Source organism: Shewanella marisflavi (assembly GCF_023283925.1).
GTDB classification, from domain to species: domain Bacteria; phylum Pseudomonadota; class Gammaproteobacteria; order Enterobacterales; family Shewanellaceae; genus Shewanella; species Shewanella marisflavi.
In genome coordinates this window covers 137,663-153,016 of record NZ_JAKIKX010000002.1, presented here as the reverse complement: position 1 = coordinate 153,016, position 15,354 = coordinate 137,663, and the positions used below count along the sequence as shown (strand labels likewise).

14 protein-coding genes and 1 tRNA gene are annotated in these 15,354 nt (G+C 47.2%); 2 read left to right on the top strand and 13 right to left on the bottom strand.

All coding sequences use genetic code 11. The annotated features are described in order from the left end of the window. Positions 1-12: 12 nt before the first annotated feature. From L2712_RS05520 to L2712_RS05500, 5 genes are all read right to left on the bottom strand, one after another. The gene (locus L2712_RS05520; RefSeq protein ID WP_033540531.1) at positions 13-294 is read right to left on the bottom strand and encodes a YeaC family protein; all 282 of its coding nucleotides are present in this window, start codon (positions 292-294) and stop codon (positions 13-15) included. Continuing rightward, positions 291-608: a hypothetical protein gene (locus tag L2712_RS05515; RefSeq protein ID WP_033540532.1), complete on the bottom strand. Its 318-nt coding sequence runs from the start codon at positions 606-608 to the stop codon at positions 291-293. Before L2712_RS05515 ends, L2712_RS05520 begins: the two co-directional genes overlap by 4 nt. Positions 609-617: 9 nt before the next feature. Next, the gene (locus L2712_RS05510; protein WP_033540533.1) at positions 618-1,745 is read right to left on the bottom strand and encodes a M14 family metallopeptidase; all 1,128 of its coding nucleotides are present in this window, start codon (positions 1,743-1,745) and stop codon (positions 618-620) included. Positions 1,746-1,873: 128 nt separating this feature from the next. After that, complete coding sequence (locus L2712_RS05505; protein WP_248977141.1) at positions 1,874-2,554, bottom strand: response regulator transcription factor; 681 nt, start codon at positions 2,552-2,554, stop codon at positions 1,874-1,876. Positions 2,555-2,871: 317 nt separating this feature from the next. Then, on the bottom strand, positions 2,872-4,638 hold the full coding sequence (locus L2712_RS05500) for a DUF885 domain-containing protein (protein ID WP_248977140.1): 1,767 nt from the start codon (positions 4,636-4,638) through the stop codon (positions 2,872-2,874). Between the two features lie 238 nt (positions 4,639-4,876). Here L2712_RS05500 and L2712_RS05495 point away from each other — a divergent pair, with 238 nt between their 5' ends. After that, on the top strand, positions 4,877-5,686 hold the full coding sequence (locus tag L2712_RS05495; protein ID WP_248977139.1) for a substrate-binding periplasmic protein: 810 nt from the start codon (positions 4,877-4,879) through the stop codon (positions 5,684-5,686). On the opposite strand, the gene L2712_RS05490 is transcribed toward L2712_RS05495, so the two are convergent. Then, on the bottom strand, positions 5,683-6,561 hold the full coding sequence (locus L2712_RS05490; RefSeq protein ID WP_258311763.1) for an endonuclease/exonuclease/phosphatase family protein: 879 nt from the start codon (positions 6,559-6,561) through the stop codon (positions 5,683-5,685). The genes L2712_RS05495 and L2712_RS05490 overlap by 4 nt on opposite strands. Before the next feature lie 135 nt (positions 6,562-6,696). On the opposite strand from L2712_RS05490, the gene cls reads away from it, so the two are divergent. Continuing rightward, complete coding sequence (gene cls / locus L2712_RS05485; RefSeq protein ID WP_033540537.1) at positions 6,697-8,151, top strand: cardiolipin synthase; 1,455 nt, start codon at positions 6,697-6,699, stop codon at positions 8,149-8,151. Between the two features lie 2 nt (positions 8,152-8,153). Here the strand turns inward: cls and L2712_RS05480 are convergent, their stop codons facing one another. The 7 genes from L2712_RS05480 to L2712_RS05450 form a co-directional block, all read right to left on the bottom strand. Further along, complete coding sequence (locus L2712_RS05480) at positions 8,154-9,110, bottom strand: type 2 periplasmic-binding domain-containing protein (protein WP_248977138.1); 957 nt, start codon at positions 9,108-9,110, stop codon at positions 8,154-8,156. A 129-nt stretch (positions 9,111-9,239) separates the two neighbouring features. Next, positions 9,240-9,584, bottom strand: coding sequence for a zinc ribbon domain-containing protein YjdM (locus tag L2712_RS05475; RefSeq protein ID WP_033540538.1), 345 nt, complete (start codon positions 9,582-9,584; stop codon positions 9,240-9,242). Positions 9,585-9,749: 165 nt separating this feature from the next. Beyond that, entirely contained in the window at positions 9,750-9,941 is a 192-nt protein-coding gene (locus L2712_RS05470; RefSeq protein ID WP_248977137.1) for a ribbon-helix-helix domain-containing protein, read from the bottom strand. A gap of 155 nt (positions 9,942-10,096) precedes the next feature. Continuing rightward, a tRNA-Ser gene (locus L2712_RS05465) sits at positions 10,097-10,184 on the bottom strand. A 135-nt stretch (positions 10,185-10,319) separates the two neighbouring features. Then, entirely contained in the window at positions 10,320-12,308 is a 1,989-nt protein-coding gene (locus L2712_RS05460) for a methyl-accepting chemotaxis protein (RefSeq protein WP_248977136.1), read from the bottom strand. A 297-nt stretch (positions 12,309-12,605) separates the two neighbouring features. Then, a complete protein-coding gene (nadA, locus tag L2712_RS05455; RefSeq protein ID WP_248977135.1) occupies positions 12,606-13,673 on the bottom strand; it encodes a quinolinate synthase NadA in 1,068 nt (355 codons plus the stop codon). 117 nt (positions 13,674-13,790) lie between these two features. After that, a complete protein-coding gene (locus L2712_RS05450; RefSeq protein ID WP_248977134.1) occupies positions 13,791-15,350 on the bottom strand; it encodes a dihydrolipoyllysine-residue acetyltransferase in 1,560 nt (519 codons plus the stop codon). Positions 15,351-15,354 lie beyond the last annotated feature (4 nt).

The following is a 15,354-nucleotide window of genomic DNA, read 5'->3' as shown; positions in this document are numbered from 1 at the left end:
GGGGCTTTCATTTTACAAATCTTGCTCTTTAAAAGCGGCGATGCTCTCGCCTTTAAATTGCCGTTTAAGTTCGGCCTTGGAGAGCTCGTTCACTTCACCTTGATTATTGATGGTGAAATGATCTCTTTGATCCAGTCGCCTTGCTTGGTAAAGCATAACAAGCTGTAGCGTCGATGCCTTTTGCTCTTCAGACAACACACTGCCATCTTCCCACTTACCTAGCTCAGCAGCGCTGAGCAATCTCTCATATACCTCTTGAGGCATATCATCGATCACTTTATTGATATCACTCATATGCTTTTCCGTTTATGTAATACGATTCGTATTCTGGCAATCAGATAACCCACGAAGCCAAAGACGAAACAGCCGCCAGCGACAGTTGCTCTAAGCCCCTGCGCTGGTTCGCCGCCCCAAAACCAGATGACGACGCCGGCAATAAACAGTGTCATGGCCAGGAAACTCTGATTCATTAACTGATTGCTTCGCTTAATATGGCTGATTCGATTCAATGACTCTGTATTACCCGTCAGCCCTGACGCACAATGGGGGCAAGATTTCGCCACACTCGATATGCGCTTTTGACAACTAGGACACTCTACTAAGGCCATTGGCGTCTCCTATCGTAACTTGTCAACCACGGCGAGCATTGCCAGTAGTGACGCTTCACCTAGATAAATACAACGCTCTGGCGACCAACCCGACATAGGGTCTGGCATGTTGGCGTTATCTTTAAAAGGCATCTCCAGAGTATTAGAGAGACAACCGAATGTCTGTGCGACCCAGTTTGATGCCACGGTTAAGTTAGCTTGCCCTGGCTCATCCTTATCGTAACCAAACTCATCTTGGAAATCGGCACTCGCCATCAGCAGGGCTTTGACAAAATCATCTTGTAAATTAGCCATCGACTGAGTGTAACCCGGTACGCCTTCACAACCGGCAAGAAACACATAAGGCAAGCCTTCATCACCATGTACATCATAATAGAGGTCGACGCCCGTCTGTTTCATCTTATTAACCACATGGTACACCTCAGGGCTCTTCTCCAGCGATGGACTCTGCCACTCGCGGTTAAGGTTTACGCCCTTAGCATTGGTTCTTAGGTGACCGCGCACGCCGCCATCTGGATTCATATTAGGTACTATATAAAAATTGGCTTTATCGAGCAGCGCCTTTGCGGTAGGACAATCACCATCGAGCAGATTGTTCAGTAGACCTTCAACCAACCATTCTGCCATGGTTTCACCCGGATGTTGACGAGCGGTGATCCAGATTTTAGCCTTCTCTTCATCGTCATCGCCAACCTTGACCAGAGTCATGTCGCGATCGTCTAAGGTACGGCCCAGATGTTCGATAGAGACCAGAGGATGCACCTGCACAGCGCTGATCAAATCTTGATGGCGCTCGTAGCTGTAGGGTGCAAAATAGGCAATCTGGATCATCTCGCAATCCAGCTCAACTTCTATGGTTAACTTGCCATCTTGATATTGGGTCGGCAGGCGAAACCATTGCTGTCTGTCGTAGGTGGCGGCCGCTTGATAGTCTTCCCAGCCTTTGGTGTAAGAGGCGCTACCAGCATTAACAATGTTTAGGGTATAGCGCTGACCGACTTCACCTTGTAAACGAAAATTAAACCACTGAAAAAATTCACCACCTTCATCGGGTCTAATGGCCAGTTGAACATCATTGATATCATCTTGATTGATAACTTCAATATTACCGCCGTCAAAATTGGCACTGATTAGCATATCCATTCCTTCATTGAGTTAATGCAGACGTCTTGGGTCTGCTGATCCCCTAAGGATAAACTAAATTGCCCCTTTTTCGCACCGCCAGAGCTAAATAAAACTCAGTTTATTTGCGACTGTCTTTTTGACTAGCAGATAAAGCTGTAACCCTGACCCCTAACGGTATTGATGAGAGATTTGGGTAGACTAATATTGGCCAATTTGCGCCGTGTGTTACTGATATGCATATCCAGATTGCGATCATACTGACCAAGATCTTTTTTCAGTACACTGCGCTGGAGCTCCTGCTTAGTGATCACCTTGCCCTTACGGTCTACCAAATACTTAAACAGCTTGAATTCGGTTTGGGTCAAGGCGACACGCCGCTCGGCGATCTCTACGCTAAAATCATTATGATTAAAGGTGACCTCCTTGATGGGCAAGGACTCTTGCTCAGCAACTTCGGCCTTAGCGATAGCTACCCTGCGCTTGAGTGCCTCCATTCTTGTCACTAACTCTCTAATGCTCACAGGCTTAGGTAAAAAGTCATCTGCGCCAAGTTGAAAACCCGTTACGCGTCGATCTTCATCATCTGTGGCAGAGATGAGAATAACAGGCAACTTGTCGCGGCGGGCTTGCAGAAAAGCAAAGCCATCGAGGTGGGGCATCTCAATATCTAAAATGATGAGATCAATGTCCTTCTCCCCAAGGAGTAAAAGCGCCTCTTGTCCATTGCTGGCACAACTGACTTGATAGCCATGGGCGACTAACCCTTGATATATGATCTCCCGGGCCATAGGATCATCATCAACCAGTAACACTCTTTCCATTTACAAACCTTAATGATAACGATTATCATTAAGGTTATATTAAACCTTTGTCACAATCCAGCCTTTTCGACGTTAAAGAATAAAATCTTGAACTAGATCGCGATGATCGCAATTGTCTCCCCTTAGCTGCCGTAAACCTTAACCCTCTTGAAAGATGCAGCGTGACACATAAAAGATCAGACTAAACGAATATCACTGTTCGCGGTGAGTGCAACAGCAAATAAATAAGGGCCTTTTAAGCGTTTATTGAGGGGAATAGAGTCTTACAAGAAAAAGAAAAAAGAAAAAGGGCCGCATAAGCAGCCCTTTAATCCTGTTTACTCTTTGAGCATTAACTGGCGAATGTATTTCACCGGCGCACTGCCGTAACTTAAGAACTGCTCATGGAATGCTTTTAGGTCAAAGGACTCTCCTTGCTTCGCCTTAAGCTCTTCTCGGAAGTCATAGATCTCACGATAACCGGTATAGTAACTGGTTAACTGCACCTGACTCAAAGTCGCTCGACGCCATTTGCCTTCAGCCTCAGCCGTCTGCTGAAACGCTTCTTCTGTCATCAGCTTTATGGCTTGCTCTTCTGTCATCCCCTTCACTTGAATGCTGTAATCCAAAAGGGTATTGGCAATCACTCTGAGGTTCCATTTGTAATACATAAGCCACATCTCTGGCTCGAAATTACCATACCCCTCTTCCAGCATCATACGCTCAGCATAAACCGCCCAACCTTCTACCATGGCACCATTGCCAAATAGGCTCTTAATAAGACTTGGAGATTCGTTGGAGTAGACTAATTGTGTGTAATGCCCTGGGATCGCCTCATGAATATTGAGCACCTGCAAGATCCAATGGTTGTACTCTCTTAAGTAACTTTCAGCTGAAGCATCGCTCATAGCATCGAGTGGTGTCACGTTGTAATAGGTGTTACCCGATTTTTCATAGGGTCCAGGTGCGCTAATGGACGCCCCGGCAAAACCACGCATAAATTCAGGTGTTTCTCTCACCACTAGGGGCTTGTTAGGGTCCAGAGTAATAAGCTGATTTTCATTAACGAATTTAACCAGTTCTGGGATCTGCGCCCTCACCTCAGCGACAAAGTCCTCACGCTTCACATGGCGAGATGACAGCTTATCGATCAACTGACGTGTGGCCACCTTGCTGTCACTTGGCATCTGTGAGTCAAAATATTTTGACCACAACTGCTTAGTGATCTTTGCCATCTCCCCCTGAACTCTCGCCTTGTCGGCTAGCGCCTTCTCATACAGTTCCTTGGCTGACATGCCAGATTGAATATCGAAAGCGAACTTTTGCTCATAGAGTTCCTCGCCAATCCTGAAACTACGGGCGCCTTCTTTTTGCAATTTCGCCTCTAAGGCCGTTAACCACTGAATATGTTGCTCAATGGCGGCAACAGCGAGCTTAAAACGTTCATTAAACAGTGCCTGCTCTTGCTGAGTTAAACCGGACGCCGTAACCTGCTTTAGTAAGTCATCAGAAAACACACTAAAGGCGCCCTTATTTTGCATGATCGCCAGCTGGGTGTGCTCAAGTGTTGGCTGAGCAATATTGTCTTGTGCCGCGGCATAATAGGCAGGCACATTTTCCATACGCGCTAAGAAAGAACGCAGACGCTCGTCGAGTGGCGCAAAATTCTCATTGATCAACTGGGCGAAACCACCAGCTACATTATAATTGGCGGGGTTCCACTGCCAGGACTTAAAGGTCTCTATGTCCCATCGTTCCTGTAGCAACAGGTTTTCGATAAGCTTGTAATCAATCAGTTCGCTTGCCGTTAGGGCATTGAGATCATAACGCTTGAGAGCGCTTAGCTGAGCTGCAACAAATTCGAGTGATTGCTGACGGCTTTGCGCATCTGGCACCTTAAGCACACCATCATACTTGTGATAACCGCTATAAAGCGCCCAAGTTGGCGACTGTTGCCAAAAGGCGTCGATAAATTGCGTAGAAAACTGCTGGAAGCTTTGTGCTTGTACCTCAGTCGCAACAATTTCTTGGGCTTGCTGAGTCTGACATGCGGTTAAACCACCCAAGCCAAACACTATGGCTGCGGCAATGACGCTTTTTTTCATAATGAGATTCCCTTAATTCTTATTATCACGCTTTGATTAAACGCGTTTTTCCTAATTGTTTTTCTTGTGGTAAAGCTGGACCATAGTAAATCATGTTGCAGAACAAAATGCAGTAAGGTGACAGAGTTAGACAAGCTTTGTTACAAACCTTGAGAAACTCCCTTGGCCAACCTCAGGACACGCTTTGACAAGCCATAGCTGACCACTACACTCAAATAATAGATCTAGTGAGGTACTTATGAGCTTAGGTCCTAGCTGGTTATCGTTTAATTGGCGCCATTGGGTAGTGCAATTTTTTTGTATCTTGCCGTTATCTCTCGGCGCGCCTACGGCCATACCTTTTAAGGTAAGGGCTTTTGGCAATCAAAATAATTCATCACAAACCAGCCAACCAAGCCTAATCACTATCACGACTCAGGAGTGGGCCCCCTATCACACCCAGCGTAGAGATGATGCTGGCAAGCTACACACCCAAGGCTATGGGATCACAGCACTGGATTGTGTGATGGCAAAAATGGATCAGCCTTATAAAGTGATTTTTCTACCTTGGGGCCGAGCACAAAATAGTGTCAAGAAACAAAAATATGATGCTTTCTTCTCGGCATCTCGAAACGAATGGCGTGACCAGTTTGCCGTACTCAGTAACACTTTTATCCAGCAGGAATGGAATTTCTACTTTCATAAGCATTATAAGATCCCCCAAACTGACTCACGCCTGAAAACCGATACTATCTTTGGCGCTCGGATCCACTCAAACAGTGCCCATTGGTTAATAAAACATAAATTTCAGCGAGTTAAAACTTACCCGAGCATAACTGAATTGGTTAAACTCCTGATGGCAAGGCGTATTGATGCGGTAATGGAAAACGCCCTCTTGTTTGACGAACATCTGCGCCAAACGGGAATTGCATCGGACACCTTTGTGATGCGCCGCAATATACGTTTTGATTTAGGGGTCTATTTTGGTAAACATTTTCTGAAAAAATACCCAGACTTTCTCAGTCAATTTAACCGCTACACCAACGAATGTCGTTTTAGCTACCCTTAATGGACCGAAGGTTTGAGTCTAAACTCCGCCCAGATTGGATTATGATCGGAAGCCTGGCTATTAAGAGACTCGGCGGCAACCAAGTTCAAGCCACGATAATAGAGGTGATCAAGCGGCAAGCCAAACACGCGATGGCGTTGATCGACTTCGTAAACCGCCTCTTTCAACTTTAAGCTGTGGGCCAATTGATCAACATATGCCATACGTTGGCCTCGCCAGGTATTAAAGTCACCGCCTATGATCACCGGCCCATGATGTGAACTCACCTTGCGCACTATCTGCTGCCACTGCCCCCGGAAGCTCTTCAGTTGCCAGTCGAAATTGATGCCATGTAGATTGACTACCAAAAGGGTTTGCCCATTAGAAAGACGATAATGTGACATGAGTGTGGATTTAGCAAAACGGATCCAAGGCTCAATCGCATGATAAGCACAGGCATCATGGGCCTGCTCAGTAGAAAGGTTCATCACGCCAACGGGTGACTTAAGCAATGAAAAGGCTTTGGCCATTACAAGGTGTAAACCTCCTTGTGTCAGGTATTGGCTCAACTTATCGTTAAGCTTAGCCTCTTGGAGTAAAAGCAAGTCGCTGCGCTGCGTCATTTTACTGAGATCGGTCTGCCAACCCGCCTTTTGTTGTTTATAGATGTTCCAGACACCTACCCTCAGGCGACCATCTATATCTAAGGGCTTTGCCGTACCCGCAGCTAAACATTGAGAGACAAAAACCGGTTCAACCTCACTCATCATCACCTCTGGCTCACCATTTAGGTAGCGCACTACAAACCCATAAACTGCCGCACTTACGAGTAATAATAGTAATGTTTTTCCCCCTAGCCGGATAAATGTTCGGGGCCGACCTGTGTTCAGAGTCACATATTCACCTTGTTGGAAATGAAAATAGCGCTTTAGTGCCAGCGAGATAGCCATTATGATATAAAACAGGCAAATTAAAGCCCTAGGCGATTATCACAGGCCTGGGCAACGACAATCTGGGCGCAAACCAAGTATATGGAAAATGTACATCAATTTCTCGCCATCGTGGGCGTTCTCATCTATTGGTTGCTTCTGGCGGCTATAGCACTGCGATTGGTGATCAAGCGCCGCACCATAGGTGTCTCTTTTTCCTGGTTACTGGTGATCTACTTCTTACCCTTGGTCGGTATTATTGCCTATATCCTCTTCGGTGAGCTGCATCTTGGACAAACCCGTGCCAGTCGTTCTAAAGCAATGTTTAAACCTTATAGCAAATGGTTTGCTGCCCTTTACCAACACCCCTTGCACACACCAGAGCGACAAAGCAATTATGCCAGAGCCATCAGCCAATTATGTGACACCCAATTGGGGATCCCCTCCCTAAGTGGCAATCAACTCTGCTTACAACACACACCAGCCGATATTCTGCACTCTATCATCGATGATATTAACGCTGCACAAACCAGTATCGTGATGGAATTCTATATCTGGCACCCTGGTGGTATGGCCGACGATGTTGCTAAGGCCGTAATGGCTGCAGCCAAAAGAGGGGTTCATGTCAAACTCCTCTTAGATGCGGCGGGTAGCCGAACCTTTTTTAAATCCTCTTGGCCTTCTCAGCTTCGTAGTACAGGTGTCGAGTTATCTCAGGCCCTCACCGTCAGTCCACTAAGGATGTTCTTTCGTCGGCTCGATCTGAGGCTACATCGCAAGATAGTGGTGATCGATAATATCATTGCCTATACCGGGTCAATGAACCTGGTCGATCCAAGGTTCTTTAAGCAACGTGAAGGCGTTGGCCAATGGATAGATGTCATGGTGCGTATGGCCGGGCCAGCGGTACCTGTGGTCAACGCTGTGGCCGCCTGGGATTGGGAGGTAGAGACTAGCCAGCGCCTACTGCCACAAGCTCCTGGAATAGCACATCAGTGTAATGGCGCGGATTCTTTAGTACAGGTGATCCCCTCTGGACCGGGTATGCCTGAAGAAGTGATCCATCAGGTGCTGCTGCAAAGTCTTTACCAGGCACAGCACAAGATAGTGATAACGACCCCCTATTTTGTCCCGAGCGAGAATCTGTTAGATGCATTAGTGACTGCGGCGGCTCGCGGTGTCGACGTCAACATAGTGATCCCACAGAAAAATGACTCAACCATGGTCAAATGGGCCAGCCGCTCCTTCTTCTCCGAGTTGCTTAAAGGGGGCGTTAAAATCCATAGGTTTAGAGGTGGGCTGCTACATACTAAGTCAGTGGTTGTGGATCAGGAACACTGCCTCATCGGCACAGTGAATATGGATATGCGCAGCCTATGGCTCAATTTTGAACTCACGCTGGCAGTAGATGATAAGGCTTTCGCCCAATCACTCAATTCACTGCAGCAAGATTACATGGCGAATGCCGAGACCCTTAACTACAAACGCTGGCAACAACGTCCCTTATATCAGCGTTTCATCGAGCACTTATTTTATCTGTTCAGCCCATTGCTATAGGGTCATTTGTTCTTGGAGATCTCTGGGTTATTGTTAGCCCAAGACAGCGTGCGGTAAAAACCAAAAGAGGGCAACAGCCACCAAGGACGGCCATCATTAACCTCGACATGTAGCGGATTATCAATCTGTAACAATACAGGTTCATGCCATTTAGCTAGCGGAAATAGGTGGCCAGTTACCGGATGACGGCGCATTAACTCAAGAATTTCACCACTGTCGATGGCGCGCTCCAAGCCCAATTTCAAACGTTCAGCCAGATCAACGTTGGCTTTATCCACGTAGAAGAACATATTAAAAGGATAGGCCAACAGCAGATCATCAAACAACACCAAATCATTACCATTAATGACATGGTACTGTTCTATCTCGCTATACCCTTCATGTATCCCGCGTGGAAAATAGTCGCAGCGTCCTTTGGACAACATCAAAAAGTTAGATTCGAAACGGTTAACGGTTAACACAGGCAGCCCGGCAGACTTTAAAATATCGGTATCAGGCCAATGCTGCCCCTGACATGCCGTGTATTTGGCAAGATCCTCGATTGTTTGTATTTGAGTGAACTTGTAACGATCGCCTTTACGAATGATGAGTGAACGAACCCCTAGGATCCCGCCAAGGATATCAATAGGTATGGCGCGATAATCTCTATTTCGCTGTGGCTGTGCACCAGCCCATACAACATCAAGATAGCGGCTATTTTCAAGCAGACGAAACCAACGCCCCTGAGTGATAGACTCGGTACTCACAACCAGTTGCGCCGGGCCAAATTCAGGCTCTGTCAGATCCAGTGTTAAAGAAATTAATGCCGTAAAATAGGAATGTGCGGTGTCGTTAGCGGACTGTGCCGCACTGGTGCGGATAACCTGTGGTTGCAGTTGTTCGTCAGCACGAGAGTGTTTGCCCACCTCAATGACGATGAGCGACACAAGCAGCAAAAGGTAAACCCAGTAGTGCTTCATAACACTCACCCGTTATCTAATCTAGGGTTAATTTTAGACACGCTGTGTGGGTTTATCCATCGATTCGAAAAGAGTAGATAAAAAAATACCTACACACGGTAGGTATTTAGAGGCGATCAGTGAAAAGCGTTAATTCTGTTTTCTAACAAACTTAGATTTCAGCATCATCTGGCCGTGGCCATCAACCTTACAGTCGATATCATGGTCGGCATCAACAAAACGGTTAATCACAGCTTTGGTGCCCACTTTAAGCGTCAGCGAAGTACCTTTTACCTTAAGATCTTTGATCAGAGTAACCTTATCACCCTCTTCTAACAGATTACCTACGGCGTCTTTTAGGATGATGGCATCGGGATCGACAACCACTTCATTAGGGTTCCATTCATGAGCACACTCAGGACAGATCAATAATGAGCCATCTTCGTAAGCATAGGTTGACTCACATTTTGGGCATGGTGGAATTGTATCGCTCATAACTCTTTCTCTATTCATTAAAAAGGTAAGGATCAGTCGTGGCATTTGGCCCACTCACTATAAGTGGTGCAACCCGTGATGACACACAACTGGTCAAAATGATAATCGTATTATAATAAAATTATCATGAATCGGCTAGCTAAGATTCTAGCGCGCCCCTAGTGGCTACAATTTCACCTTGGGGTTCTTAGTAGGTTCAGCCTGACCATAACTGACCCCATGTTGCTCAAGATAACCGCGGATCAACTGCCTAACGACCTGGGATGGGGTTAGATCTTGAGAGGCGCAGAGTTGTTCAAACGCCTGTTTCTTACTGGGATCGAGTAGTACGGTAAAGCGTGCCGTCTTATTTTCCATAACCTATACCTTAAACAAAAACATTATCATTTGATTATAATCATTAAGGCTATCTCTGCCTATAGTTAAGCATTCCAATTAAATAAGGTCATAAAGAAGAGATAGGAAAAACAGACACAAAAAAAGACGCCCTTAGGCGTCTTTCTCTTTGAATTTGGCGGTGAGTGAGAGATTCGAACTCTCGATACGTTGCCGTATACACACTTTCCAGGCGTGCTCCTTCAGCCACTCGGACAACTCACCGAATCGTCATTGCTTTTCCAAATGGAATCACATCAACGGAGCGGTACTTTACGCAAATCACTAAACAGGGTCAAGTTAAAAAACTGTCTGCTCAGGCATTTGCGTAATAGATAGCCAATTTGTCGACCAAGCGAGCTATTTAAATTTGCTTACCAGATCAGACATGGCGCTCACATCGTTAAGCAGTGACTCATTAAGTTGGCTGAGACGATCGGAGACCTCATGGGTATTGCGATAAATATCACTGATCTTCATCGCATTTTGGTTGACCTCTTCTGATACGGCCGACTGCTCATGGGTGGCGGCAGCAATCTGCTCGTTCATGCTATCGATCACGCTGACCTCACTGACGATACGGATCAGTTCTTCACCGGCTCGCTTAGACTCAAGTACACTTGTCTGTGCTTTACTTCGGCCACTTTCCATGGCCTTAACCGCGATCTTCGCACCACGCTCTAACCTCTCGGTCATGCTACGAATATCTTCGGTTGAGGTTTGCGCCCTTTGTGCAAGGCTACGCACCTCATCGGCTACCACGGCAAAGCCTCGGCCCATCTCACCTGCCCTCGCCGCTTCAATCGCCGCATTGAGCGCGAGTAAGTTGGTCTGCTCCGCAATACCGCTGATCACGCCAAGTACATCGACAATTCCCTTAATATCATCATCGAGGTTGTTAATGGCTTCGGCTGCACCGGCTATTTCATGTGCCAGTTCATTGATCGAATCTGCGGTGCGCTCTACCTCCAGGCTGCCCTCTTTGGCCTCCTTGTTGGCAAGTGCCGAGGCTTCTGAAGCTTGCACAGCGTTTTGTGCGATCTCTTGTACCGTGGCGCTCATCTCTGTCATCGCCGAAGCCACCTGATCCACTTCGCTATGACCACGAGCAACATCTTCTCGCATAACACGCGCGCAGCCTTCCATCTCCTGAGAGGCGGTAAGCAAGCCTTGCGTATTGGTTCGCACCATACCAATCACTTGTTCGAAATCGGCCATCATATGGTTAAATGCTTCACCAAGTTCACCAATCTCATCTTTACCATTGAGATCAACCCTCACACTGAGATCATAGTTTTTCTGAGATTCTGTCACCTTATGGTAGAGATGCCTGAGTGAGCCATGCAGATAGCGCCCTATAGAGAGAGATAACAAGATCACAACCAAGCCTGATACCAACATCACAATAATCACGCCAACCATGAATGATTGGGCTTTGGATAATGATTCACGGGTATCGCTAATCAGAATTTTGGATAACTTACCCTCAAACTCTCGAAGTGCATCAATACGGGCTGTCGACTTAGCGAACCAATCGGTAGAACTTTGAGCGCTGAGCGCGTTGGGATCTTGGCCCATAGCGGTTTCTCTTAGCGCAGAGACAGCCATAAAGGCAGGCGATGAGGCCACTCGCTGATAATCAGCCTTAACATCTTGGCTTGCGAGGGCCAAAAAACGCTCCTGATAGGTATTTTGCTCTGAGACCAGATTGACAAACTTAAGGTACATGCCGGGTTTAAAGGCGCTATTGCCGAAGGTAGAACTAAGCACAGCACGCTCGATACCCGCACGCTCTTTCATCTGCAAATAGGCTGCAAAACTTGCCGACTCGACCGCAATTTGGCGACTTGCGCCTTGCTGGCTGGTTTGGTCAACAATGGCCAATAACAAGGCGTTGAGCTTAGAATAGTACGCCACCTCTTCTGGCACAGTGATAGACAAGCTATCAACCCGTCGGCGGATCTCACTTAACTGATCAATCATCTGATTGACTTGGCTCATTTGCTGAGTAAATGCTTTGGGTAAATCATGATTGGCTGTAAAGGTCTTAAAGTTATTGAGTTGCTCATCACTGAGCTGACGCTGCCTTGGCAGTTTATCGCCAAAGTTCTTACCCATAGAGCCAAGGAACCCTGCACTCATGCCACGCTCTTTTTGCAATTCATGAACAAAATCACTGTTAACCACCGCCAACTCAGACAGGGTTTCAACCTGACGGAGCCCTTGATGCAGTTGATATTGGCCATACACAACAAACAGACCGAAAAACGTCGCCCCTAAAATAGGGGGTACAATCACCAGCAAAAGTTTGTTTCTTATTTTGAGATCACTGATCCATTGCATATTCATCTTACGTTATCCCTAACCGTAGCGGGTTGATATGACGATATCGAAAACCAATTAAGGCTTTCCAAGTAGCGTATATTTACAGTAGTAACACTAGCATAAAAAAATAATGTTTAAGCAAAAGTCGCGTTAAAACATGTACTAAAGGAATCAAATATTAGCAACTTTTGTTTTAGCATGACTCGTATGGCTTAACAATGCGCTTAAAGTCTAGTATAGGCTGTCGCTTACATGGTTAGGGATATAAAAAAAGCACCTTTAGGTGCTTTTATGCTGTTGTGTGAATGTGATCACACCCCTTTAGGCGTTGCCTTTCACCTGCATGTTAAGTGTTTTCGCAAAATCCAACATGCGATCAAGTGGTAGCAAGGCGCGCTCACGGAGCGACTCATCTACAAAAATTTCATGCTGCTCACTACCATCATTTAACAGCGCAGCTTCAATAGCCTTAAGACCATTCATCGCCATCCAAGGACAATGGGCGCAACTACGGCAGGTCGCACCATTTCCACCTGTAGGGGCCTCGATAAGCGTCTTATTAGGCGCCGCCTGCTGCATTTTGTAGAAGATCCCCTTATCTGTCGCCACGATAAAGGTGTCATTTTCTAGCGTCTGCGCAGCCTTAATCAACTGGCTGGTTGACCCAACGGCATCGGCCATCTCTACAACGCTGGCTGGCGACTCTGGGTGAACCAACACCGCTGCATCAGGATACTGCTCTTTGAGTTGTTTCAGTGCCTTGGCCTTAAACTCATCGTGGACAATACATTCGCCCTGCCACATCAGCATCTCTGCACCTGTCTGCTTAGCGATATAACTGCCAAGATGACGATCCGGGCCCCAAATAACCTTCTTACCCTGACTATCAAGATGTTCAACAATCTCAAGCGCAATACTAGAGGTCACTACCCAGTCCGCGCGCGCCTTAACGGCAGCAGAGGTATTGGCATACACCACAACCGTATGATCCGGGTGAGCATCGCAGAAGGCGCTAAAGGTCTCGATAGGACACCCTACATCCAGAGAACAGGTCGCGTCCAAGGTGGGCATAAGCACTGTCTTTTCTGGGCTTAAGATCTTTGAGGTCTCGCCCATAAATTTAACACCGGCCACAATCAGTGTCTTGGCAGGATGGTCGCGTCCAAAACGGGCCATCTCCAGCGAGTCAGACACACAGCCGCCAGTCTCTTCAGCAAGAGCCTGGATCTCAGGGTCTGTGTAGTAATGCGCCACCAATACCGCCTCTTTCTCTTTCAATAGCTGCTTGATGCGCGCCTTATAGGCCTGCTTCTCACTATCGCTTAGGGGAATGGGCTTTGCTGGAAACGGGTATTGAATATTTTCGATGCTTGGTGCTACTTGACTCATGCTCAAACCAAAGAGTGGGACTAATTAGCGGCATTATACTTAATCTGGCGCGAAAGATTAACTCCAGATAAAAAAAAGAGCGCCATCGGCGCCCTTCTTAATGAGATTACGAAACAATTAGTGCATCGCCAGCAACATCTCTTGTGGAGACTCAAGGTATTGCTTCCACAGATTACAGAAGCGGGCAATGGTACCACCATCAATCACCCTGTGATCGCCAGACCAGCTGATCTGCATGATCTTACGCGCCTCAACCTCACCCTTGTCGTTAAAGCGTGGCAGAGTCTGCAACTTACCCAGTGCGACAATGGCTACCTCAGGTTTGTTGATGATAGGTGTGGCCACTGTGCCGCCGAGCGCGCCAATGTTTGAGATAGAGATACTACCGCCTTTCAGATCCGCAGGGCTTACACGTCCGCTTCGGGCATCTTTAGTCAAACGAGTGATCTCGCTAGCCACCTCAAGGATAGACTTTTGCTGCACATCTTTAACGTTTGGCACCAACAGACCCACTTTTGAATCTACCGCCATGCCGATATTGTGAGATGCGACGAAAGTCTGCTCGGTGCAATCTTGGTTCACTCTGCTATTAATACCAGGGAACTGGGTAAGCGCCAAAGACATCGCCTTCATAAAGAAAGGCATCATGGTGAGCTTAAGATCGTCACTCGAGTAACGCGCCTTCATCGACTCTCGCAGCGCGACTAATTCAGTCAAATCCAACTCTTCACAGTAAGTAAAGTGCGGAATGGTAGACACAGATTCGGTCATCATCTTGGCCATCACCGCCTTCACGCCGCGGATAGGCTCAACGCGATCACCGGCTGAGGCCACTACAGGCGCAGCGCTTGGCTCGCTTTGTATCTGCTCTTTTGCGGCTTTTGCTTTAACCGCCTCACCGCTGCGGAAACGCTCTACATCTTCTTTGTAGACACGACCATGCTTGCCAGTGCCAGGAACCTGGCTTAGGTCAATATCATAGCTACGAGCTAACCGACGTACCGCCGGGCTTGCCAGCGCCTTACCATTTGCTGCCGGTGCATGCAGTTCAGATTCGGCCACCTCAGATTGCTCTGGCGCCTGCTCAGTCACTGGCGCAGCAACAGCGCCTTCTTCAGCATCAACTTCGATAGCAAACAGCGGGGTGTGCACCTGGGCAAGTTGTCCCTTACGGTAATGCAGTTTGACAACCTTACCGCTCTTAATTGCCGGGATCTGCACCAAGGCCTTGTCCGTCATTACATCGGCGATAGGCTGATCTTCGACCACCATGTCGCCCTCTTGAACTAGCCACTCGACCAGTTCACACTCAACAATCCCCTCGCCGATATCGGGCAGCAGGAACTCTTCTACACGCTTACCGGCAATGTTTTGCTGTGAATCAGATTGAACGATTTTTTCATCGGCCGGTTCTGACGCTACGTCATCAGCGGCCTCTCCATCGATTTCAACCGAATAAAGCGGCTCATGAACGATGGCGATATCACCTTTTTTATAGTGAAGTTTTTTGATGACACCAGCATGCACAGCTGGGATCTGAACTAAGGCCTTATCTGTCATCACATCGGCAATCGGCTGATCTTCAGTGACTGTGTCCCCTTCGGCCACTAACCACTCGACTAACTCACACTCAACCACGCCCTCACCGATATCGGGCAAAATAAAATCTTTAATCATGCCT

Coding starts and splice junctions, on each gene's coding strand:
- nadA (WP_248977135.1), bottom strand. CDS start 13,673: ATGAGTCAAGTAGCACCAAGCATCGAAAATATTCAATACCCGTTTCCA.
- L2712_RS05520 (WP_033540531.1), bottom strand. CDS start 294: ATGAGTGATATCAATAAAGTGATCGATGATATGCCTCAAGAGGTATAT.
- L2712_RS05470 (WP_248977137.1), bottom strand. CDS start 9,941: ATGGAAAATAAGACGGCACGCTTTACCGTACTACTCGATCCCAGTAAG.
- L2712_RS05495 (WP_248977139.1), top strand. CDS start 4,877: ATGAGCTTAGGTCCTAGCTGGTTATCGTTTAATTGGCGCCATTGGGTA.
- L2712_RS05450 (WP_248977134.1), bottom strand. CDS start 15,350: ATGATTAAAGATTTTATTTTGCCCGATATCGGTGAGGGCGTGGTTGAG.
- cls (WP_033540537.1), top strand. CDS start 6,697: ATGGAAAATGTACATCAATTTCTCGCCATCGTGGGCGTTCTCATCTAT.
- L2712_RS05480 (WP_248977138.1), bottom strand. CDS start 9,110: ATGAAGCACTACTGGGTTTACCTTTTGCTGCTTGTGTCGCTCATCGTC.
- L2712_RS05500 (WP_248977140.1), bottom strand. CDS start 4,638: ATGAAAAAAAGCGTCATTGCCGCAGCCATAGTGTTTGGCTTGGGTGGT.
- L2712_RS05510 (WP_033540533.1), bottom strand. CDS start 1,745: ATGCTAATCAGTGCCAATTTTGACGGCGGTAATATTGAAGTTATCAAT.
- L2712_RS05475 (WP_033540538.1), bottom strand. CDS start 9,584: ATGAGCGATACAATTCCACCATGCCCAAAATGTGAGTCAACCTATGCT.
- L2712_RS05515 (WP_033540532.1), bottom strand. CDS start 608: ATGGCCTTAGTAGAGTGTCCTAGTTGTCAAAAGCGCATATCGAGTGTG.
- L2712_RS05460 (WP_248977136.1), bottom strand. CDS start 12,308: ATGAATATGCAATGGATCAGTGATCTCAAAATAAGAAACAAACTTTTG.
- L2712_RS05505 (WP_248977141.1), bottom strand. CDS start 2,554: ATGGAAAGAGTGTTACTGGTTGATGATGATCCTATGGCCCGGGAGATC.